The sequence below is a fragment of the Mesoterricola sp. JemC181 genome (assembly GCF_055384585.1).
The window spans coordinates 3,693,737-3,713,257 of the sequence record NZ_AP045076.1; the positions used below are offsets into that span (position 1 = coordinate 3,693,737).

Genomic DNA, 19,521 nt, shown 5'->3' on the forward strand with positions numbered 1-19,521 from the left:
TAGAGACCCCTAGAGGATTTTAAGTTCGATCCGGGCGAGGGTGCCGCCTTCGGAGGCTCCCAGCGAGAACTGCGCCTCGTCCCCGTAGGCAAGCGCCAGGCGGGCCCTGAGGTTCTTCACGCCGACGCCCTGGCTTTGCCGTTTCAGGAGGAAGGGCTCACCGGAATTCCAGATCTGGAAGGTGACCAGGCCGTCCGCCCCCTGCGCCCGGACGATCAGGTCGCCGCCCTCGAGACTCGGGGAAATCCCGTGCTTGATGGCGTTCTCCACGAGCGGTTGCAGAAGGAGGGGCGGGATTTCCAGGGTATCCAGGCGGTCGTCCCACTCCCAGGCCACCCGGAGCCGGCTTCCCAGGCGCATGGATTCGATGGCCAGATAGTCCGTCACGAGGCTGCGCTCCTCGCCAAGGGGGAAGGTCGCCTGTTCCGAGGCCCGCAGGATCCGCCGCAGGAGGTCCGAAAGGTGATGGATGGCCCGCTCCGCCGACACGGGATCCTTGTGGACCAGCTCCGCCAACCCGTTCAGTGCGTTGAAAAGCACATGGGGATGGATCTGGCTCTGGAGGAGCCGCGTCTTGGCGATCTGGGCTTCGGTCATCGAGGCTTCTCGAAGTTCTTCGGAACGGGCCCGGGCGGCGATGAGACCTCCCACGACCATCAGGGCCGGCCCCACCAGGGACGTGTAGAGGAGGACCACCTTGCGGAAATTGAAATCGAATCGGCCATTGGCGAGCATCCAGGCATCAGGGAACGGGAGCGCCGCGGCCACCAGTTCGCAACCGGCAAGGGAGAGCAGAAGCCCCAGGATGAAGGCCCAGGGAGTCCGGAACCGCTGCGTCAGGAGCCACGGCAGGGGAGCGAGGAAAACGAACGTCACGACGTGCGTGAAGGGGGAGATGACCGCGTTCCCCCACAACCAGGGATTGCCGAGCCTTCCGTTCAGGCCGTGTCCGACGAGAACGGCGAGGACCCAAAGGAGGTAGCAGGCCAGGATGGAAACCCTGCTCTTCCACATCGGGAAGTAGGCGATCCGGCCGGCCCCCGCGGCCCCGAATCCATAGGGGATCAGGTCCGCGGGCCCGATGGGCTCAGTCCAGCCAATCGGTGTGGGTGAGGGTCGTGGTGATGGTGATGCTGGCCTCTCCATGGTTATTCGCCGAGCGCCCCCCCCGGGTGTCCTGCTTCAAGGGGGACCTGCCGGCCTGGCTTCCGCTTGCGGAGCTGGCGGGCTGGAGGGATTCCTTCCGGAAGGGGAATGGGCTGGTCATGCGAACTCCAAGGTCGCGTCACCGGACGCAGCCTTGGTGTAACCTCCCACCCACCCGGCTTTATAGAAATTCCCATGAACGGAATGTAAACCACGGCCGAACGGTTGGGCGCAAAAAAAACACCGTTCACGCGAATTCAATGGCTTCACGGCCAGGCCGTGGCCACCTGGAATCCCATTCCGATCCTGGGAAGACCGACCATGCGCCCACCCGTCCTTTGCCATGCTTCAACCCGGTTCCTGCTCCGGAGCCCCGCCCTGCCCCTCGAGGTGCTTCAGGCCTGGGCGCAGGACGGCCCGTCCTCCGGGGACGGGGAGGAGGCGCGTGAGGCCCTCCGCCGGAGGATGCGGTCGAGCCTGGAGAAGAACGCCGTCCTGGAAGCCTTGGCGGTCGCGTCGCCGGACCTTTCATCCCGGATCCAGGCCTGGGCCGACGGCGGCCTGCGGAGCAAGGAGGCCCGGAACCTCGACCATGGCCTGGTGAAGTACCTGGCCCGCATGGCCTCCCGATGCACGCCCTTCGGTCTATTCGCGTCCGTCTCCCTCGGCGGGTGGGGCGATGGCAATTCCCTGGCCCTGGGGCCATGGGAGGAGGCAAGGCGCCATGCGCGGCTGGATTGGGGGGTGGTGGGGCGGCTGCAGGCCCTTCTGGAGGACATGCCGCAGGCCGTCGCGTCCGCAAGCTACCGGCCCAACACGACCCTGCACCCCTTCGGGGGCTGGTACCGGTATCTGAAGGTCTCGCACGAGGGCGGCAGGGGGGCCGCCTACCACCTCGAGGCGGTCGAACAGACCCGCCCGCTGCGGTGGGTGATCGACCGTTCCGGCACGGGCGCCCGGCTCGGGGAGCTGGCCGGGGAGCTGGCCCGTTTCATGGGAACCCGGGAAGACGAAGCCAGGGCGTACCTGGATCTCCTGGCCGAATCCCAGGTCCTGGCCGGGGATCTGCAGCCCCCCCTCACCCAGGGCGATCCCATCGACCGGCTGTTGGAGCGGTCCGGGGAGGGTCCCCGGCCCGGCCCCTGGAAGGCCGCCCTGGAGGCGGTCCGGAACGGGATCGGAGAGCTGGGCCGGACACCCGTCGGGAGCCACCCGGAAGGGTACCGGCAGGTGGTGGCGCCGCTGGAGGAGCTCGGACTGCCGGACCTGCGGGATCCCCTGCAGGTCGACGTGTTCCGCCCCGCGCCGGGCCTCATGCTCTCGGGGGCGGTCCGCGCCGCGCTGGAGGCGGGGATCGACACCCTCCGCCGGGTGACGCCCGCAAGGACCGGAGGCCCCATGGCGCGGTTCCGGAGCGCCTTCCGGGAGCGCTATGGGGATCGGTGGGTTCCACTCCTGGAGGTCCTGGACGAGGAGTCGGGCATCGGCTTCGACGGGGAGGTCCCGGTGGCCTCCCCCCTGCTCGAGGGGCTCGGGATCCCCACCGGGGAAGGCCCGTCGCCTCCCCCCTATCCCGAAAGGGACCGGTTCCTCGCGGGCCGGCTGCAGCGGCTGGACGGGGCCCGGGTCCTGGACCTGGGCCCGGAGGACCTGGACGCCTTGGCGCCGGGGGACCTTCCGGCCCTGCCGGCCTCCTTCGCCGCCATGGCCGTCCTGGCCGCCTCCTCCATGGACGCGCTGGACGGGGGGGATTTCCAGTTCTTCATGGAAGGCTATTCGGGGCCCAGCTCGGCGCGGTTGCTGGGGCGTTTCGCCCCCGGCGAACCCGGACTCGAGGCCGCGCTGGTGGAGGACCTTCGCCGGGAGGAGGCGCTCAGGCCGGACGCGGTCTTCGCCGAAGTGGTCCACAACCCCGGCGGCCGCCTGGGCAATGTCCTGGTCCGCCCCCGGTTGAGGCCGTTCGAGATTCCGGTCCTCGCGACCCCAGGCGTCCCCTGGTCCCATGCCATCCTGCTTTCGGACCTGCGGGTGCGGGTCGTTTCCGACCGCGCGGTGCTGGCGTCGGCGAGACTGGGCAAGGAAGTGATTCCCCGCCTCTCCACCGCCCACAATTTCAGGCTCGGCCCCCCCGCCTACCGGTTCCTGGCGCACCTCCAGGACCAGGAATGTCCGCCGGGAGGGTGGTCATGGGGCACCCTGGCGGACCTGCCGTTCCTGCCCAGGGTGACCTGCGGGCGCCACGTGCTGAGCAAGGCGCGGTGGCGGCTGTCGGGCCCTGAACTGCGGGCCGCTTTGGCCGGAGCCTCCCGGAGCGCCTGCGAAGCCTTCGGGCGCCTGCGCAGGCAGCGCGGCCTTCCCCGGCACGTGGTGCTCGCCGACGCGGACAACGCCCTCCCCTTCGACCTCGACCAGGAGCTCTGGGTGGAGACGCTCTGCCACCTGGTCGCGGGGCGGGAGGCCTTCACCCTCACGGAGTGCTTTCCCCCCTTCGGCCAGGGACTGGCGTCGGCGCCCGAGGGAACCTTCGCCCACGAGCTGGTGGTCCCGTTCGAATCCGAGCCGCCGCCGCCGCCCAGCCCCGCCCGCCTCCTGCAGTCGCTCGAGGCGCCCCAGGTCCGCTCCTTCCTGCCGGGGTCCGAATGGCTCTTCCTGAAGGTCTACTGCGGGCATGCCGCGGCCGACCGGATCCTGGCCGAGCTCGCCCCGGCGTTTCGCGCGGCGAAGGAGGAGGGGTGGTGGGACCAGTGGTTCTTCCTGCGATACGGGGACCCGGGCGATCACCTCAGGTTGCGGTTCCATGGGGCTCCGGGCCTTCTGCTCGGCGAATGGCTGCCGCGCCTTTCGGAGCACCTCGAGCGGCTCCGGGGCCAGGGGCTGCTCTGGAAGGTCCAGGTCGACACCTACGAGCCGGAACAGGCCCGCTACGGAGGACCCGAAGGCCTTCGCCTGGCGGAGGCCTGGTTCCATGAGGACAGCCAGGCGGTACTGGATTCCATCCTTGCGGGGGATGACCACGCGACGCGGTGGCAGAGGGGGCTGGCCGAGGTCGACCGGATCTGGACCGGCCTCGGGCTGGACCTCCAGGCCAGGAAGGCCCTGGCCGTGAATTCACGAATCGCCTTCCGGAAGGAATTCGGCGATCCGGGAGCGGCCGGGACGGGGAAGACCTTCAGAAGGTTCAGGGAGGCCCTGGAGACCCGGGTCCCCGCGCCGGAAGGCCCCGCCGCGGATCCCGTGAGCCCCGCGCTCCTGGCCCTGAGGGAGGCCGGGGCCCGGGGCCAGCTGCAGGGGACGATCCAGGACCTGGCTTCGAGCCTCTCCCACATGCACCTCAATCGCCTTCTCCGAAGCCACCAGCGTGCGCAGGAATGGGTGCTCATGGAATTCCTCGCCCGGCTGTACGATTCCGCCCAGGCGAAAGAACGGCACCGCGGGGAAAGGAAAGGCCTGGGCGCCGCCCTCCGGCTTCCTGGATCCCCGGACCCGGACTGACCCGGCCTCGAAGCCCGCGCCCACCCCCCGTTCGGCCCCGGAAATGGACGGTTCGGGGGAATCCGCGAGGTTTCGGCCCCAGGAAGGGCAGGATCGAGTCACCTCGCAAAGGGGACCCATCGGGAGGAAAGATGACACCGTACGCGGACGGTTCCGGAGAATCCGCCATTCAGGCCTACGAGCTTGGCGAAGGGCAGCTCACCGTCAAGTTCAAGGACGGCCGGGTCCGCCTCTACACCAACGCCAGCGCGGGAGCCTTCAACATCCAGCAGATGCAGGTCCTGGCTTCGGCGGGCAGGGGCCTGGGCACCTTCATCGACCTTTTCGTCGGCATCGGGTACGAAAGGAAGTGGTAGGTTTCCCCGGAACCCCCGCCAGGGGTGGACGCACGCCGGATGGGGCCGGGGGGAGGCACCGCTGGCCCCTCCTCCGGACGCACGGCCTCCCACGGCCAGAAAAAGCTAAGCCCCTGATTTCGCAGGGGCTTAGCAGTCTATCTGGCGGAGAGAGGGGGATTCGAACCCCCGGTACTGGTTTACCCAATACACTCGCTTAGCAGGCGAGCCCGATCGGCCACTCCGGCATCTCTCCAGGTGGCTTTCCATCGTAACCGTTGGGGACGCCCCGGGCAAGGTACCATCCTGGGTCGCCGCGAAGCCACCGCCCACGGCCGGGTTGCAGGCAATGAAACATCGCTGGAATTAATACTATTTCGACATTAAATTTGAATAAGTATTTTTTTTCCAGCTAATACCGTGACTTCTATTGACATGCAAGACCGGAAGACTATCGTTCCGTTCAATCACACCCCGGCGGGAACGAACCCGTAGCCTACTCCGGCCGTCCGGGGTCCGTATCCACGGGAACCCGCATCAGGCCCACGCCGGGCCCTGGAGGATCCATGCCCCGACCGCCCCTCACCCTTGCCGCCCTCGCCCTCTGCTCCACCCTTCCGGCCCAGGAGGCGTCCTTCATCGGCTCCCCGGAGCAGCTGCTGATCCAGGAGCTCAAGCCCGGCCTGGGCCTGGGCCGGGAGGACGCGGTGCGGGTCCGCAGCATCGTGCCGGACCCCCTCACCCAGGGGCGCGACGCCCGCATCCTCCAGTACTACAAAGGCGTCAAGGTCTTCGGCGGCGAGGGCATCCTCCATCTCTCGGGCCCCCGGACCCGGTCGGTCACGGACGCCTTCGTGAAGGACCTGGACCTGGACACCAACCCGGGCGTGCCCCCGGCGGAGGCCCTGGCCGTGGCCATGGCGGCGCTTGCCCCCAGGGGGCGCTGCCGGGTCCCGCCCACCACCGAGCTGGTGGTGGCGAGGCTCGCCGCCGGGGATGTCCTGGCCTACCGCGTCCACCTGGAAGTGGAGAACGGCGCGAGGGAGACGGCCCACGTGGATTTCCTGGTGGACGCCCGCACCTCGGGCATCCTCAAGCGGTGGTCCTCCCTGCACACCGGCAGGGCCGCGACCGGCACCGGGATCTCCCAGTACAACGGCACCGTGGCCCTCAACACCACGGTGCGGGCCAAGGGCGGCGGCTTCGAACTGCGGGACTGGACCCGGGGCAGGACGGGGAACATGACGATCAACCTCGACCACAGGATCGGGGACGACGACGGGACGATCTTCACGAGCACCACCAACACCTGGGGGGACGGCCGCAACTACGAGGGGGGCGTCACGGCGGGCGCCAGCGGGGAGACCACGGCGGTGGACGCCGCCTACGGCCTGCAGGTCACCTGGGACTACTTCGCCAGGATCCTGGGCCGCAAGGGCCTCGACGACAAGGGCACGGCCGTGACCATGCGGGTGCACTACGACAGCGACTACGACAACGCGTTCTGGGGCGACACCTGCATGTGCGTGACCCTGGGCGACGGCCGCTATTTCAAGAACCTGGCCTCCCTGGACGTGGTCGCGCACGAGCTCAGCCACGGCTTCTGCTCCAGCACCGCGCACCTCGAGTACTTCGGCGAGAGCGGCGGCCTCAACGAAGCCAACTCGGACATCAACGCGGCCCTCATCGAGTTCTACGCCCGCGGGGGCTCGGGCGACCTCATCGGGAACTGGGGCGGAAACTGGACCATCGGGGAGTCGGTGGTCCGGTCCAGCCATCCCCAGCCGCTGCGCTTCATGTACAAACCCAGCAAGGACGGCGCCAGCCCCGACGCCTGGTCACCGGAGCTCCAGTTCATGGACGTGCACGAGGGTTCGGGCCCGATGAACCGGTGCTTCTTCTTCCTGAGCCAGGGGGCCAGTTCCAACCCGAAATCCGACTTCTACACCTGCGCCCTTCCCAAGGGGATGGAAGGCCTCGGCAACGACCGCGCGGGGCGGATCTGGAACCGGGCCATGGTCCACTACCTCACCTCCACCAGCGGCTACAAGGAGGCCAGGGAGGCCTGCATCACGTCCGCCAGGGATCTGTACGGCGAGGGCGGACCCGAGGAGAAGGCCGTGTGGGACGCCTTCCACGGCATCAGCCTCGGCCCCGCATGGCCTCGGTGACTCCGTTTTTTCACCACGCTAGGAAGGGTGTCAGGGCCTTTGGGGCGCTTCAGTGCAACCCGGAAATGCATCTGCTAACATGCGCATTGCCATTTCCCTGGAGTCCCGCCTTTGGTTCAGACCATTGCAGAGCTGTTTTATGAAAGTCTGAAGTTTGACTTGCCCGATGCCCTGGCCTCCAAGGTCGATGGAGCCTACAAGCCCATCTCCCACAAGGAACTGCAGGCGAAAGTCGAGCGTCTCTGCCTGGCGATGGAGGCTCGGGGTCTCCGCAAGGGGGACCGGGTCGGCATCCTCTGCGACAACCGCCCAGCCTGGGCCATCATGGACTTCGCATGCTCGCTGCTGGGGCTGGTGAGCGTGCCCATCTACCACACCCTCACCGCGGAACAGACGTCCTACATCCTCCAGCACAGCGGCTCCCGCTGGATCCTCACGTCCAACGGCGCGCAGTTCAACAAGATCAAGGCCTCCGCGGACAGGCTTCCCGAACTGGAGACCGTGGTGGTCCTGGACGGCGTCCCGCCCGAGCCGCATGGCCTGGACTGCCTGCCCTGGGACACCCTCATGGCCGAGGGCGAGGCCCTCGACGCGCGCCGTCCCGAAGTGCGGGCCTGGGCCGCCCAGCGGGTTCCCGGCGATCTCCTCACCCTCATCTACACCTCCGGCACCACCGGCGACCCCAAGGGGGCGATGCTGACCCAGGGCAACCTGGCCTCGAACATCGAGGCCGTGGTGGAGGTGGCCATCGTGGCCTTGCGCCCCGAGCGCGGGGACCGGTGCCTGTCCGTGCTCCCCCTGTCCCACATCTTCGAGCGCACCGCGGGCCACTACACCATGTTCCATCTGGGCATCGGCATCTACTATGCCGAGAGCCTCATCTCCCTGCCCCAGAACCTCCTGGAGGTCCAGCCCGCCGTCCTCATGGCCGTGCCCCGGATCTTCGAGAAGATCTACGCCAAGGTGCGGGACGCCCTGACCTCGGGCGGCCTCGCCCAGCGCATGGTGTTCAGCTGGGCCCGCTCCACCTGCCACCGGGTGGTGCGCTACCTCTACTTCGACAAGCAGCCCGGAGGCCTCACCAACCTGGCCTGGAGGCTCGCCGACCGCATCCTTTTGTCCAAGGTCCGGGCCAAGACCGGCGGGCGCCTACGCTTCTGCGTCACCGGCGGCGCCGGCATCAACCCCACGATCATGGAATTCTTCTGGGCCATGGGCGTGCCCATCTACGAGGGCTACGGCCTGACGGAGACCAGCCCCATCCTCACCCTCAACAAGATCGGCCGGGTGCGGCCCGGCTACGTGGGCCACCCCATCCTCAAGTCCTGGAACGGACGGCCCTTCCTCAAGCTCGCCCCCGACGGCGAGATCCTCTGCCAGGGCCCCAACGTCATGCAGGGCTACTGGAAGGACGAGGCGGCCACCCGGGAGGTCTTCGACGCGGAAGGCTACTTCTGCACGGGCGACGTGGGCGAGATCGACCCCCAGGGCCGCGTGAAGATCACCGACCGCAAGAAGGAGATCATCGTCACCAACGGCGGCAAGAACGTGGCCCCCCAGCCCATCGAGAACGCCCTGAGGGACGACCCCTACATCGAGCAGGCCGTGGTCGTGGGCGACCACCGCAACCACCTGGCCGCCCTCATCGTCCCCCACTTCCCCGCCCTGAGGGACTGGTGCCAGCGCAAGCAGCTGCCCTTCAAGGACGACGCGGAGATGCTGGCCAACCCCAAGGTCTACGCCAAGATCATGACCCGCGTGAACCACACCAACTCCCAGCTCCCCGCCTACGAGCGCGTGCGCAAGATCGCCCTCCTGGAGAAGGAGCTGACCCCCGAAAGCGGCCTTCTGACCCCGTCGCTCAAGCTCAAGCGGCGGGTGGTGAACGAGGCGTTCAAGGACGTGATCGAGGGGCTCTACCGGGCCAACGCGTAGGCCCGAGCCCCAAATGGACGCCCCGGGTGAGCCGTGGCATGATTCTGGGATGGAAGGCTGGCCGAGTGGTTTATGGCTCTCGTCTTGAAAACGAGCGTGGGTGATGAGCCCACCGGGGGTTCGAATCCCTCGCCTTCCGCCATTCCCGTCGTCACCGGATGAAGGTCAGGCCCTGATCCGCCAGGGCCTGGAACAGGGACCGGTCCTTCTTCCAGGCCGCGACGGCCCCGGCCCGGGCATCCCCGTCGAAGCGCGCCTCCTTCTGTTCGTCGTCAAGTTCCACCCGGACGCTGCGGTCCTCGGCCAGGACCCGCCAGGCTACGGTGCGGAACGGCGAATCGGAGCGCCGCTCCGGCAGCGCAGGGCGGACGGGATGGGGGAAGGTCCAGGTGGCGCGCAGGCTCCGGACCATGGCCTCGCGCACGGCCACCGGCAACCGGCGCGGGATCCCCGGCTTCTGGATGATCCCCGGCGCCGGCGGCAGGCCCCAGCCCACCAGGACCAGGCTGGATCCCCGCGGGGTGGCGCCGTTGGGATGGTCGAGGACGAAGGTCACCTCGAAGGGGTGGTCCAGGTCCAGCGGGTCGCTGGAGGCCAGTTCGCTCAGGCGCCCCGCGGGAGGCAGGCGGAAGCCCTGGGAGAGCAGCAGCGGCTCCAGGGCCCCTAGGCCCGCCATCAGCCGGTGGGCCCGCAGGCCTGTGGCATTGCCGGTCTCCCGGAGGCGCACCTTCGCCCGCACCGCCCCGCCCTCGGAGACGGTTCCCGTGAGTTCCACCTCAAGCCGCTCCGGGACCGTGGCGCTGGCGGGGACCGTGACCCATACGGCTCCCTGGGGCGTGCAGATGAGCAGCCGGCGGCCCCGGTGATCCGCGGGGAGCAGTCCGAACGGGCAGGTGCGGTCGGTGGCGTCCACCAGCAGGAAGCGACCAGCCTCGGTGGTCACCTCGGCGGCCAGGCCCAGGGAGGTCTTCAGGCGCAGCGCCGCGATCGCATGGTTGAAGACGTAGGGAAAGGGCTCCTGGCCGGCCTCGATCTCCCCCTGGCCTATGCGGCACAGCACAGGGAAGGGCTCGAACCCGAGCCCGGCGGCCTCCCCCAGGAAGCAGGCCGCATGGTCCTTGCAGTCCCCATACCGCTTGCGAACCACCTCTGGGCCCGGCTCCGGCAACCAGCCCCGCTCCGGGGCCAGATAGACCACCTTGTACACCAGTTCCTTCGCCATCCAGCGGTAGGCCGCGGCCAGGGCGTCGCCGGGCGGCAGCCCCTTCAGGGGCAGCCTCCCGGACGGAGTGATGGCCGGCAGGTAGCGGGCATGGATCCAGCTCGCCAAGGTGTCCCAGGTCCGGCAGGAGGGGGCCCCGGCGAAGTTGGCGTCCAGGAAGGTCAATTCCACCGAAGGCCAGACATTGTTCCGGTAGGGCGCGACCCTCTCATCCCTTGGGAAGGCAGAGATGCCGCTGGCCGCCACCCCACCGTCCGGAAGGGCTTCCTGGGCCAGGCCCCAGCCCTGCCAATGCCGCGTCCGCAGACGCACCTCCACCTCCCGGAGGTCCGAGAAAAAGCCGCCGCGGCGGGCGACGGCCACCTCGAAGCGCCGCACCGGTTCCGCTTCCGGAAGGTAGAAACCCATGCACGGGCCCATGGGCATCCGGGCCACTTCTTCCGATTCGAAGGCCACCAGGCTGCCCGGGGCCACCCGCGCGATCTCGGCGACGGTGACGTGATCGCTGCTGAATCCATCACCGGGATCGCTGTCCTGCACGGCGATGCCATCCCGGGACAGGCGGACCATTTCGCCGTCCGGGCGGAGGTTCCAGCCCCGGAGGTGGCGCACCTCCTGCGCCTTGCCGCCCAGGCTTTGCAGGGAGAACGTGCCTTCGGGCAGGCCCCGTTCACCCAGGATCCGCACCAGGCGAAGGCTGCGGATCCGCATTTCACCTTCGCCGGCGTAGGCGACCTCATACCGTTTCAACAGCACCCAGGCGCCGGCCCCGACAGGCGGGACCTCGGCCTGGGCGGCGGCAGCCGGGCCCCGGGCCCATTCCGGCAGCCCCGAAAGATCCTGCCCTGAAAGGGGCAGGAAGAGGAGGCAGCCCAGGAGCAGCCAGGGCCTCATGGCCGCTCCAGCAGGATCCGGCGCCCGCAGGCCTGGTCGATCCAGTCCATGAAGGTCCTGAATTCCCGGTAGGCCTCCGGCGGGGCCGAAGGGCGCAGGACTTCCACCTTGAATACCGCCTTGACCCGCGTCGCTTCCCCCTGGGGGGCCGATGAAACCCAGAACCCGACCTTGCCGAAGCTGTTTTCCTGCACGAACGGCTCGGTAGCGGCCAGGCGATACCCGGCGGGCAGGTCGAATTCGCTGGTCGCCACCTGGATCCCGAGGTGTTCAAGGACGACCGGCTCGGTGCGCCGCTCCGGCCAGGATGCCGGCTGGGCCAGGGGGCTGGGCATGCCCGGGAACGGGTTGAAGTGGAAACTGCCCGGACCTGGGCGGTCCAGCGCGCCTTCCGCGCTCCAGGTGACATTGGCGTCGGGGTCGGAGGCGTGCTGGACGGCCGCGGTCACAGTGGCCTCCGGGAGGATCTTCTCCAGGGCCTCCTTCAGGGTCCTGGCCTGTTCCTCCGGCGACCGGGACATGAACCGCCGCCGCTGCCGGTATTCCGGATACCCGGTGAAGTCCGCCTTCACCTGGAACGTCCACGCATCCTCGGGGAAGGCATGGGTGAAGGCGTACCTGGAGACGTTGACGGCAGCCGGCTGGATGGGCACCATGCCCTTTTCGGGCTGCCATCGGGCTGTATCGAGCAGCAGGGCGTCCCAGCCCTGGTAATCGGGATGGACCAGTCCGGGCGCGGCGAAGCGCAGCCCGGGATCCAGCCACAGGATGCCGCGCCCGGCCATCGGAACCCCCACCAGCACGTCGTCCATCTGGAAGACGTTGGGCACCGCCAGCCGGAGCAGGCTGCGGGTCCTGTCCTGCACCAGCGCCAGCCGGGGGTGGATGCCCGCCTTTTCCAGCAGGGTGATGAAGAGGAAGCCCATTTCTTCGGCCGTGGCGGCGCCGCGCCGGACGATCTGCTCCAGGTCGTGCCGGGCATCGTAGTCGTCGGCCTGTATGGCCACGACGTCCAGGCTGGATTTCTCGGCAAGGGTCGGGAAGCTGACATTGCGGATCCGCCGGTCCAGGCGCCGCAGAAGGAGGGAGGCGGCTTCGGCCGGGTCCGCGGGAAGGCCGGCGGTCAATTCCTCGGCCAGGGCCCGGAAGGCCCTCCCGGTCTTGATCCAGCCCTTGAAGTGCTGTTCCCAGTAGTTACGGGCGGCCATCTGCCAGTAGTTCTCGAGGTTGCCGTGGGCCTGCCCCACCAGCAGCTCCGGCTGGTACCAGGCCATCACGACCGGCCGATCGGCAAGGGGGGCCAGGGAGAAGGGCACCTCCTCCCGGGCGGGCAGGTCGCGGAAAACGAAGGTGCGGGTCCGGCCCGAGTTCCGGACTTCAGGCTGTGGACCACCCCGGCCCGGCAGCACCGTGGCGCTCCATTTGTAGCCGCTGCCGAATTCCACCACGTCCTCGAGGACCTTGTACCGGCCGCCCAGCCTCCATTCCGCCGAATAGCCAAGGCTCGTCGGCAGCTGGCGCCCCACGCCCCCTCCGACGAGTTCCGCCCAGCGCACTTCGACCACGCAATCCGGGGTGACCCCGGGCGGAACCAGTCCCTTCTGCACGTACGCGTCGCCCCCCTCACTGAGGGTCTTGCCTGTGAAATCACCTACCTTGTCATACAGAACCACCGAACCGTCCCGCTGCACGGTGCGTCCTTCCAGTTCGCAGGATTCCGGCGTGAGGCCCAGGTAGGCGACGGCAGCGCGCCCCGCTTCCGAGAGCACCCGCACCCTCACCCGATGCTGGACCGCCATGCCGGTGAACGTCATGCGCCGCTCCAGCACCACGGCGCCCTTGACTCCTTGGGCCGGATCCTCTTTCATGTCCCAGACGTTCTGGGGGATCGGCGCCCAGCTTCCCGCATGCAAGGATACGCAAAGGCATACGGCCATCGGTGCGGAAATTGACATATCATTCATCCATGGTTGTTTGATGAATAATACAGCCACAATTCGGCCAGAACAGGGGAAAAAGGAGTCTGCAATCGCATCCCCCTGCCCGAATCGGAAAAAGGGTGAGGGGGTGCCGGTTTTCAGCGCCTCTGCAAAACCCCAGCGCCCCGGCGTCTTATCCGGTCTTTTGAAGCATCCGTGCGAATGGGCAGTGGACCAGCTTGCGGGATTCCCTTGAAAAGGTGAAACGGTGGGGCGCTGGGCACGGCAGAAGAAAGCACATCCGGTCCTGGATCTTATTCCAAGGTATTTGCACGATGCAGTACTCGTTCATTTAACTGCATGACCACGGGAGAGGATAGATTGAAATCATGATCCTATTTTATAAGATTCTAGGACCCTGGAACCAAGAGCAGGAAAAACCGAGCTAATGCTCGACCGCCCATTTATGGTCCTGGGCTGACCCCAGCCACGCGCGGCTTGAATGCAATTTTTTTACAAGCATTGTTCTTTTCCTGCCAAACGAATTTGCTTTGTCCCTTTCATTCACCTATGATGGGAATCCGGCGATTCATTATCGACCTGATCAACATCCCAACATATTTTAATTACTTATTTTATTTATTTATTTTCCATCCCCCAAGGCAGGAAATGGCCTTGGGAGGGAAGGAGGTCAGATGAGCTTGGAACATCTTGATATTAATGACCAGTTGGAAGTGGACACCGAGGTGGGTCTGGTTCGCTTGGCGGGCAGACCTGCGGTCGTCCTGGATGCCAGCACGCTGGGGGTGCTGAGGAAGGAACTGGCGGAGCAGACGGGGCTGGAGGAGGCCCGGGCCCTGCTCACGCGCGTGGGATACGCCCAGGGGTGGCGCCTGGGGTCCGGGCCGGTGGAAGACCCCTTCACGCCGGGCCTGCTGGGGCTGTTCCGCATGGAACCCGGGGTTCCGGCCTTCCTCCAGGGCACCCAGGCGGGGGCGCGGTTCCTGGAGCTGGATTCCTTCGAGGCCGAGCAGCACCTGGCCCACCTGGGGCCGAGCCGGATTCCGGCGTGCTGGGTGATCTGCGGGTTGGCCAGCGGCTACCTGAGCCGGCGCCTTGGACGGGAGGTGGAGGTGCGCGAGGAGCGGTGCGCGGCCCAGGGCGCCCCCCGGTGCCGGTTCCAGGGGCGCTCCCGGGAGGACTGGGGGCCGGAGCCCCAGGCCCCGTCCGGGCCGGAGGCCATGGTCGCCCAGAGCGCCCCCATGCGCCGGCTTCTGGACCTGGCCCAGCGGATCGCCCCGGTGGAATCGACGGTGCTCATCACGGGCGAGAGCGGCACCGGCAAGGAGCTCATCGCGCGCCTGGTGCACAGTGCCTCCCGGCGCGCGGCGGGGCCCTTCATCCCCGTGAACTGCGGGGCCATCACCGAGACCCTCCTGGAGAGCGAGCTGTTCGGCCACGCCCGCGGCGCCTACACCGGCGCGGTGTCGGACCGGGCCGGGCTCTTCGAGTCCGCCGGCGGGGGCACGATCCTCCTGGACGAGGTGGGCGAGATCTCGCCGGCCATGCAGGTCAAGCTCCTGCGCGTGCTCCAGGAACGGGAGGTGCGGAGGGTGGGGGAGAACCGCTCCCGCCCCATCGACGTGCGGGTCATCGCGGCCACCAATTCCGACCTGGCCGCCGACATCCGGCTGGGGCGCTTCCGCAAGGACCTCTTCTACCGCCTGAACGTGGTGGAGCTGCACGTTCCGCCCCTGCGGGAGCGCCGGGAGGACATCCTGCCCCTGGCCCGGCAGCTCCTGGCCGAAGCCTCGGCCCGCCTGCGCATTCCGGCGATGACCCTGGCCCCCGCCCTGGAGGAGCAGCTCCTGCGCTACCCCTGGCCCGGCAACGTGAGGGAACTGGAGAACACCATGGAACGCGCCGCGGCCCTGGCGGACCGCACCGTGCTGGACGCCCTGCCCGGGGACCTTCGGCCGCCCGTGGCGGCGCCCCTCGTGGCCAGCCCCGCCAGGCCCCTGGCCGACATCGAGCGCGACTACATCCTCGCGGTCCTGGAGGCCAACGGGGGCAACCAGGGGCTCACCGCCCTGCAGCTGGGCATCGGCTCCGCCACCCTGTACCGCAAGCTGCGGTCGTACGGCAAGGTAAGGCCCAGGTTCAGCCCTCCTCCCGCCCGGAGGCCCTCCGCATGAACTCCTTGGCCGCCCCCTGCACCGCGTGCAGGGCATCGGGGCTCCAGGCCCCGGGTGGACGCTTCTCCGCGAGGGTATCCCGGATGAGGTCCGCCAGGGCCGACCAGGTCTCCGGATGCGCCATCCGGACCTCCACCAGGGCGTTCACCACCCGCAGCCGGAGGGCCCAGGGGTTGCGGTCCATCCAGGAACGGCGCACCTGGTGCAGGAGCATCGCGCCGTTCTGCGCGGGCATCGCGGGCCCGGATGCGCCGTGGGCCGCGCCCAGGGCCTCCACGGCGATGCAGTGCAGGAACGGCAGCTTGATGGCGTCGGCCTTGGCACAGAGGGCCAGGGCCACCTCGGGGTCCCGCATGCCAAGCAGGGCCTCGCCCACGATGGTCTGGATCCGGAGGCTCTGGCCGGAATGGAGCATCTCCAGGAGCTGGGCGGCGACCTGGCCTCCCCCCACGGCGCCCAGGGTCTCGATGACCTGCAGGGTGGTCTCCTCCCGGGTGCTGGTCCGCACCAGCTCCAGGAGGTCCGGAACCAGCTCGGGGAACCTCCGTTGGGCCGTCAGCCGGAGGCCCAGGGACAGGTCCTGGGGCGTGGGGCTGTGCAGGAGGGTACGGGCCAGCTCGAGGGCCCCCGGCAGGCGCCCCAGGTGGAACAGGGCCCGGTCCGCGATATCCGTGAGCGGGTCCCGGCAGGCCTGCAGCAGCACCGGCAGGAGGGCGGCCTCCTCCCGGCCGCCCAGCACTTCCACGGCGGCGGCACGCTGGGCGCCGTCGGGGCCGCCCAGGATGAGCTGATGGACCTTCCCCGCGTCCGCGGGCACGAGCTTGGCCAGGGCCCGGGCGAGCCCCTCCCTGCCCGTCTGTTCCTGGTAGCCCATCACCAGGAGGTCCAGGATCCGGTCCGCGTCGAGGAGTTCCTTTTTCACGTACGACGCCAGGCCCTCGGCCGAGCAATCCACGGCGAAGCTCAGGCGGCGGGCCCGCTGGTGCATGGCCTCCATCGCCTGGGTGAAGACCGTCGCGAGGGCACCCGGCTTGCCGCCTTCCTCCGTGGCGGCGAGGATGTCCTTGAGAAAGCCCTTGATCAGGGGCGGGGCGTCCAGGGCCTCCCCGGCCTCCATGGCCCGGAGGGCCTCCAGGGCCGCCTCCCGGGCGTCCGGCGCCTGCAGGGACCGGAACTGGGCCACCCGCTCCTTGAGCAACCGGTCCGACAGGACCTCGTGGTGGCTGTCCTCGAAGATGTCGGCGAGGACCTCCGCGGCCTCGGCGGTGGGAATCATGGCCAGCAGGAGGAGGCCATGGCGGAACACCAGGAGATCCGGGTGCTGGGCCACCATGCGCAGGGCCTCGAGGTTGGGGCCGGCCACCAGCGCCGCCAGCCGCTGGGCGGCCTCGTTGGCGGCGCCTGGATTGGCCGACCCCTCCAGGAGCCGGCCCAGATAATGGTCGAAGGCTTCCTGGGGATCCGTCTGGGTCAGCACGTCCGCCAGGATCTCCTTGAAGTCCGCCCCCTGGCGCATGGTGTTGAGCTCCCTCAGGACGTCCAGGGCGCCGGGCGTGCCGATGCGGCCCAGGGCCCGGGCGCCGGTTTCGAAGATCGCCAGTTCCGATTCATAGCGCAGGATGCGGGCGAGGATCTCCAGCCAGTCCGGCCAGGGGAAGTAGAAGGCTGCCTCCATGGCCAGTTGCCGCAGGGCCCTGGGCGCCCGGGACCCGGGCAGGCGCCCGTCCAGCTCCAGCACCACCTCGGGCCCCGCCGCGAGCACGCAGCTGAAGAACTCCAGCTGATCCCGCCTGTCCTCCCCGTCCAGGTGATCGAGAACCGCTCTGAAGTGATCCAGTGCCTTCGAGGCCATGCCTTCCTTTCCTAATTCGGTTCCACGTGGCCGTCGATGAGGGCCTGGACGAAGGGGGTGATCATGGTGAACTCGACCCCCGCCAGGAGGTAGCCGCTGGTCTTGCCGGGCACCTTTCCCAGGAGGCGCACCACCGTGCCCTGCAGGGGCACGCAGGGAAGGTCCGGGTGGAGGATGCAGAGGTTTTCCAGCACGGAGCCCGTGTCCAGGTCCCAGGCATCCACCATCTGGATCTCCAGGCCGCAGCCGCCGGCGCTGATGTTGGCGAGCCGCGCGCCGGCCACCATGCGGTCGTGCAGGTGGAAGACCACCTGGTAGGGGCCCCCGGACGTGCTCATGCGCGTGAATCGCCTCCGCTCCTGCCCGTCGCCTCCCAAGCCCCGCCCCCGAAGGTGAAAGGGTATCAGTTTCCTGGCGCCAGGGGCGCGATGGAGCACATATACATATGGCTCATATAATTGAATTTACGGCTCATCGCTCCCGGGTGATGCTGCCGTCCACCAGTTCGATGATCCGGTCACACCGGTCCGCCAGGGCGGGGTCGTGGGTCACCATCAGGAAGGCGGTGCCCTGCTCCCGGTTCAGCTCCCGCATCAGGGCGAAGACCTCCTCCCCGGCGCGGGTGTCGAGGTTCCCGGTGGGCTCGTCGGCAAGCACCAGGCTCGGCGCGTGCATGAGGGCCCTGGCGATGGCCACGCGCTGCTGCTGGCCGCCGGAGAGCCTCGACGTGAGCTGGCCGGCCTTGTCCGCGATCCCCATGCGCTCCAGGAGCGCGCCGGCCCGGGCCTCCATGGCCGCATCCACCCTGCCGTGCTGCGCGTGGAGGGGCAGGAGGATGTTCTCCCGCGCCGTGAAGGCCGGCAGGAGGTGGTGGAACTGGAAGACGAACCCCAGGGAGCGGCCCCTGAGCCGGGTCAGGGCCGCGTCGTCCAGGCCGCCGGCATCCCGCCCCAGCACCTCGATGGAGCCGGAGGTGGGCCGGTCCAGGAGTCCCAGGAGGTTCAGCAGGGTGCTCTTGCCGCTGCCCGAGGGTCCCACCAGCGCCGTGAACTCGCCGGGCTCCAGCGCCAGGTCGATGCCGTGCAGGACCTCGGTGACGACCGCTTCGCCGTAGGATTTCCGGACGCCCCGCAGGCGCATGACGCTAGTCATGGCGGATGGCCACGGCGGGGTCAAGGCGCGCCGCGCGCCGCGCCGGGAGCCAGGCCCCCAGGAGCCCCGTGCCCAGGGCGATGAGCCCGGTGCGCAGGAACAGCCACGGCGTGAGGTTCACGGGGAAGGTGGGGCTCCCGTCGGGATTGGTGGCGAGGGTCTGGAAGAAGAGCCCCAGCACGATGCCCAGCGCCATGCCCAGCACCGCCCCCACCCCGCCCAGCAGCCCGCCCTGCAGGAGGAAGATGCGCATGACCTGCTCCCTGGACGTGCCGAAGGCCCTGAGAATGCCGATCTCCCGGGACTTCTGGACCACGGAGACCACCAGCACCGAGGCGATGCCGAGCACCACGGCGATGATGATGAAGACCTGGATCATGTAGGAGCTGCTGTTCTGGCTTCGCAGCCCCACCAGGAGCTGGGCGTTGAGCTTCATCCAGCTGTCGGCCTGGAGCCCCGTGCGGGCCGCGAGCCTCTGGGCCATGGCCTCGGCCTCGAAGAGGCGGTCCACCTTCACCTCCAGGGTGCTCACCCCGCCGGCCAGGTCCAGGAGGGTCTGCGCGTTGCGCAGGCTCAGGAAGACCCACCTCAGGTTCAGGTCCTTGTTGCCCACGTCGAAGATGCCCGTCACCGTGAACACCTCGTTCTGGCCCGCGGGGGTCTGGAGGCGCACCTTGTCTCCGGTGGTCAGGCCCAGCTCGTGGGCCAGCTCCGTGCCCACCACCGCGTTGGTCCCGGCCACGTCGAACGCGCCCTCGGTGATGCGGGGCGCCAGGTCGAGGATGGCCCGGTAGGACGGGTCGACGCCCCGCAGGGCCACGCTGCGGTTCGCGGCGCCCTTGAGGGCGAAGGCGGCCCCGGCGACCGTGGGCGAGGCCGCGGTGACCCCGGGCGTGGCCCGCAGGAGGGCCAGGCTCTGGGGCCAGGCCAGGATGGAGCGCAGGCGCTGCTCCGGGCGCTGGATCCGGTCCAGCACCAGGCCGGCCCCGCGGTCCAGCTGGGGCCGGGCCACGTCGTCGGGCTGGCGCAGGACGATGTGGGCCTGGGTGCCCAGGGTCCGGTCCACGAGGCTCTCCTGCAGCCCCGTGATCAGCGCCGACAGGAAGACGATGACCCCCACGCCCGTGGCCAGCCCCGCGAGGATGAGCAGGGTCTGGGCGCGCCCCTCCCGCAGGAAGCGCACGGCGACGGTCCAGGTGAAGGGCATC

At 68.8% G+C, this 19,521-nt stretch carries 13 protein-coding genes and 2 tRNA genes; 6 read left to right on the forward strand and 9 right to left on the reverse strand.

What is annotated here, in order from left to right; all coding sequences use genetic code 11:
• Window positions 1-9: 9 nt before the first annotated feature.
• Window positions 10-1,014, reverse strand: coding sequence for a sensor histidine kinase (locus ACZ5MC_RS16360; protein ID WP_306601543.1), 1,005 nt, complete (start codon window positions 1,012-1,014; stop codon window positions 10-12).
• A gap of 73 nt (window positions 1,015-1,087) precedes the next feature.
• Complete coding sequence (locus ACZ5MC_RS16365; protein ID WP_464516288.1) at window positions 1,088-1,267, reverse strand: hypothetical protein; 180 nt, start codon at window positions 1,265-1,267, stop codon at window positions 1,088-1,090.
• Window positions 1,268-1,467: 200 nt separating this feature from the next.
• On the opposite strand from ACZ5MC_RS16365, the gene ACZ5MC_RS16370 reads away from it, so the two are divergent.
• Both ACZ5MC_RS16370 and ACZ5MC_RS16375 read left to right on the forward strand, forming a co-directional pair.
• Complete coding sequence (locus ACZ5MC_RS16370; protein ID WP_464516289.1) at window positions 1,468-4,638, forward strand: lantibiotic dehydratase; 3,171 nt, start codon at window positions 1,468-1,470, stop codon at window positions 4,636-4,638.
• A gap of 131 nt (window positions 4,639-4,769) precedes the next feature.
• Window positions 4,770-4,994, forward strand: coding sequence for a hypothetical protein (locus ACZ5MC_RS16375; RefSeq protein ID WP_306601545.1), 225 nt, complete (start codon window positions 4,770-4,772; stop codon window positions 4,992-4,994).
• Window positions 4,995-5,136: 142 nt separating this feature from the next.
• Here ACZ5MC_RS16375 and ACZ5MC_RS16380 read toward each other — a convergent pair.
• Window positions 5,137-5,229: transfer RNA gene (locus tag ACZ5MC_RS16380), tRNA-Ser, on the reverse strand.
• 310 nt (window positions 5,230-5,539) lie between these two features.
• Here ACZ5MC_RS16380 and ACZ5MC_RS16385 point away from each other — a divergent pair.
• From ACZ5MC_RS16385 to ACZ5MC_RS16395, 3 genes are all read left to right on the forward strand, one after another.
• The gene (locus ACZ5MC_RS16385; RefSeq protein ID WP_464516290.1) at window positions 5,540-7,144 is read left to right on the forward strand and encodes a M4 family metallopeptidase; all 1,605 of its coding nucleotides are present in this window, start codon (window positions 5,540-5,542) and stop codon (window positions 7,142-7,144) included.
• Window positions 7,145-7,303: 159 nt separating this feature from the next.
• The gene (locus tag ACZ5MC_RS16390) at window positions 7,304-9,079 is read left to right on the forward strand and encodes an AMP-dependent synthetase/ligase (RefSeq protein WP_464516291.1); all 1,776 of its coding nucleotides are present in this window, start codon (window positions 7,304-7,306) and stop codon (window positions 9,077-9,079) included.
• Window positions 9,080-9,130: 51 nt separating this feature from the next.
• Window positions 9,131-9,221: transfer RNA gene (locus tag ACZ5MC_RS16395), tRNA-Ser, on the forward strand.
• A gap of 9 nt (window positions 9,222-9,230) precedes the next feature.
• On the opposite strand, the gene ACZ5MC_RS16400 is transcribed toward ACZ5MC_RS16395, so the two are convergent.
• Both ACZ5MC_RS16400 and ACZ5MC_RS16405 read right to left on the reverse strand, forming a co-directional pair.
• Window positions 9,231-11,195, reverse strand: a complete 1,965-nt coding sequence (locus ACZ5MC_RS16400) for a hypothetical protein (protein WP_464516292.1) — start codon at window positions 11,193-11,195, stop codon at window positions 9,231-9,233.
• Window positions 11,192-13,063, reverse strand: a complete 1,872-nt coding sequence (locus ACZ5MC_RS16405) for a hypothetical protein (protein WP_464516293.1) — start codon at window positions 13,061-13,063, stop codon at window positions 11,192-11,194. The genes ACZ5MC_RS16400 and ACZ5MC_RS16405 overlap by 4 nt, the downstream gene beginning before the upstream one ends.
• A gap of 746 nt (window positions 13,064-13,809) precedes the next feature.
• Between ACZ5MC_RS16405 and ACZ5MC_RS16410 the strand changes: the two genes are divergently transcribed.
• Window positions 13,810-15,309: a sigma 54-interacting transcriptional regulator gene (locus ACZ5MC_RS16410; RefSeq protein WP_464516294.1), complete on the forward strand. Its 1,500-nt coding sequence runs from the start codon at window positions 13,810-13,812 to the stop codon at window positions 15,307-15,309.
• Here ACZ5MC_RS16410 and ACZ5MC_RS16415 read toward each other — a convergent pair.
• From ACZ5MC_RS16415 to ACZ5MC_RS16430, 4 genes are read right to left on the reverse strand one after another with little or no spacing between them, the layout of a single operon-like run.
• On the reverse strand, window positions 15,275-17,161 hold the full coding sequence (locus ACZ5MC_RS16415; RefSeq protein WP_464516295.1) for a hypothetical protein: 1,887 nt from the start codon (window positions 17,159-17,161) through the stop codon (window positions 15,275-15,277). The two genes, ACZ5MC_RS16410 and ACZ5MC_RS16415, sit on opposite strands and share 35 nt — an antisense overlap.
• 11 nt (window positions 17,162-17,172) lie before the next feature.
• Window positions 17,173-17,598, reverse strand: coding sequence for a PilZ domain-containing protein (locus ACZ5MC_RS16420; protein ID WP_306601552.1), 426 nt, complete (start codon window positions 17,596-17,598; stop codon window positions 17,173-17,175).
• Window positions 17,599-17,632: 34 nt separating this feature from the next.
• The gene (locus ACZ5MC_RS16425; protein ID WP_306601553.1) at window positions 17,633-18,313 is read right to left on the reverse strand and encodes an ABC transporter ATP-binding protein; all 681 of its coding nucleotides are present in this window, start codon (window positions 18,311-18,313) and stop codon (window positions 17,633-17,635) included.
• Window positions 18,306-19,520 carry an ABC transporter permease gene (locus tag ACZ5MC_RS16430; RefSeq protein ID WP_306601554.1) on the reverse strand — a complete coding sequence of 405 codons (1,215 nt, stop codon included), beginning with the start codon at window positions 19,518-19,520 and terminating at the stop codon, window positions 18,306-18,308. The genes ACZ5MC_RS16425 and ACZ5MC_RS16430 overlap by 8 nt, the downstream gene beginning before the upstream one ends.
• Window position 19,521 lies beyond the last annotated feature (1 nt).

Excerpts from the sequence above, each read along its gene's own strand:
- ACZ5MC_RS16360 (WP_306601543.1), bottom strand. The coding sequence starts at position 1,014 with ATGTGGAAGAGCAGGGTTTCCATCCTGGCCTGCTACCTCCTTTGGGTC.
- ACZ5MC_RS16365 (WP_464516288.1), bottom strand. The coding sequence starts at position 1,267 with ATGACCAGCCCATTCCCCTTCCGGAAGGAATCCCTCCAGCCCGCCAGC.
- ACZ5MC_RS16370 (WP_464516289.1), top strand. The coding sequence starts at position 1,468 with ATGCGCCCACCCGTCCTTTGCCATGCTTCAACCCGGTTCCTGCTCCGG.
- ACZ5MC_RS16375 (WP_306601545.1), top strand. The coding sequence starts at position 4,770 with ATGACACCGTACGCGGACGGTTCCGGAGAATCCGCCATTCAGGCCTAC.
- ACZ5MC_RS16385 (WP_464516290.1), top strand. The coding sequence starts at position 5,540 with ATGCCCCGACCGCCCCTCACCCTTGCCGCCCTCGCCCTCTGCTCCACC.
- ACZ5MC_RS16400 (WP_464516292.1), bottom strand. The coding sequence starts at position 11,195 with ATGAGGCCCTGGCTGCTCCTGGGCTGCCTCCTCTTCCTGCCCCTTTCA.
- ACZ5MC_RS16405 (WP_464516293.1), bottom strand. The coding sequence starts at position 13,063 with ATGAAAGAGGATCCGGCCCAAGGAGTCAAGGGCGCCGTGGTGCTGGAG.
- ACZ5MC_RS16410 (WP_464516294.1), top strand. The coding sequence starts at position 13,810 with ATGAGCTTGGAACATCTTGATATTAATGACCAGTTGGAAGTGGACACC.
- ACZ5MC_RS16415 (WP_464516295.1), bottom strand. The coding sequence starts at position 17,161 with ATGGCCTCGAAGGCACTGGATCACTTCAGAGCGGTTCTCGATCACCTG.
- ACZ5MC_RS16425 (WP_306601553.1), bottom strand. The coding sequence starts at position 18,313 with ATGACTAGCGTCATGCGCCTGCGGGGCGTCCGGAAATCCTACGGCGAA.
- ACZ5MC_RS16430 (WP_306601554.1), bottom strand. The coding sequence starts at position 19,520 with ATGCCCTTCACCTGGACCGTCGCCGTGCGCTTCCTGCGGGAGGGGCGC.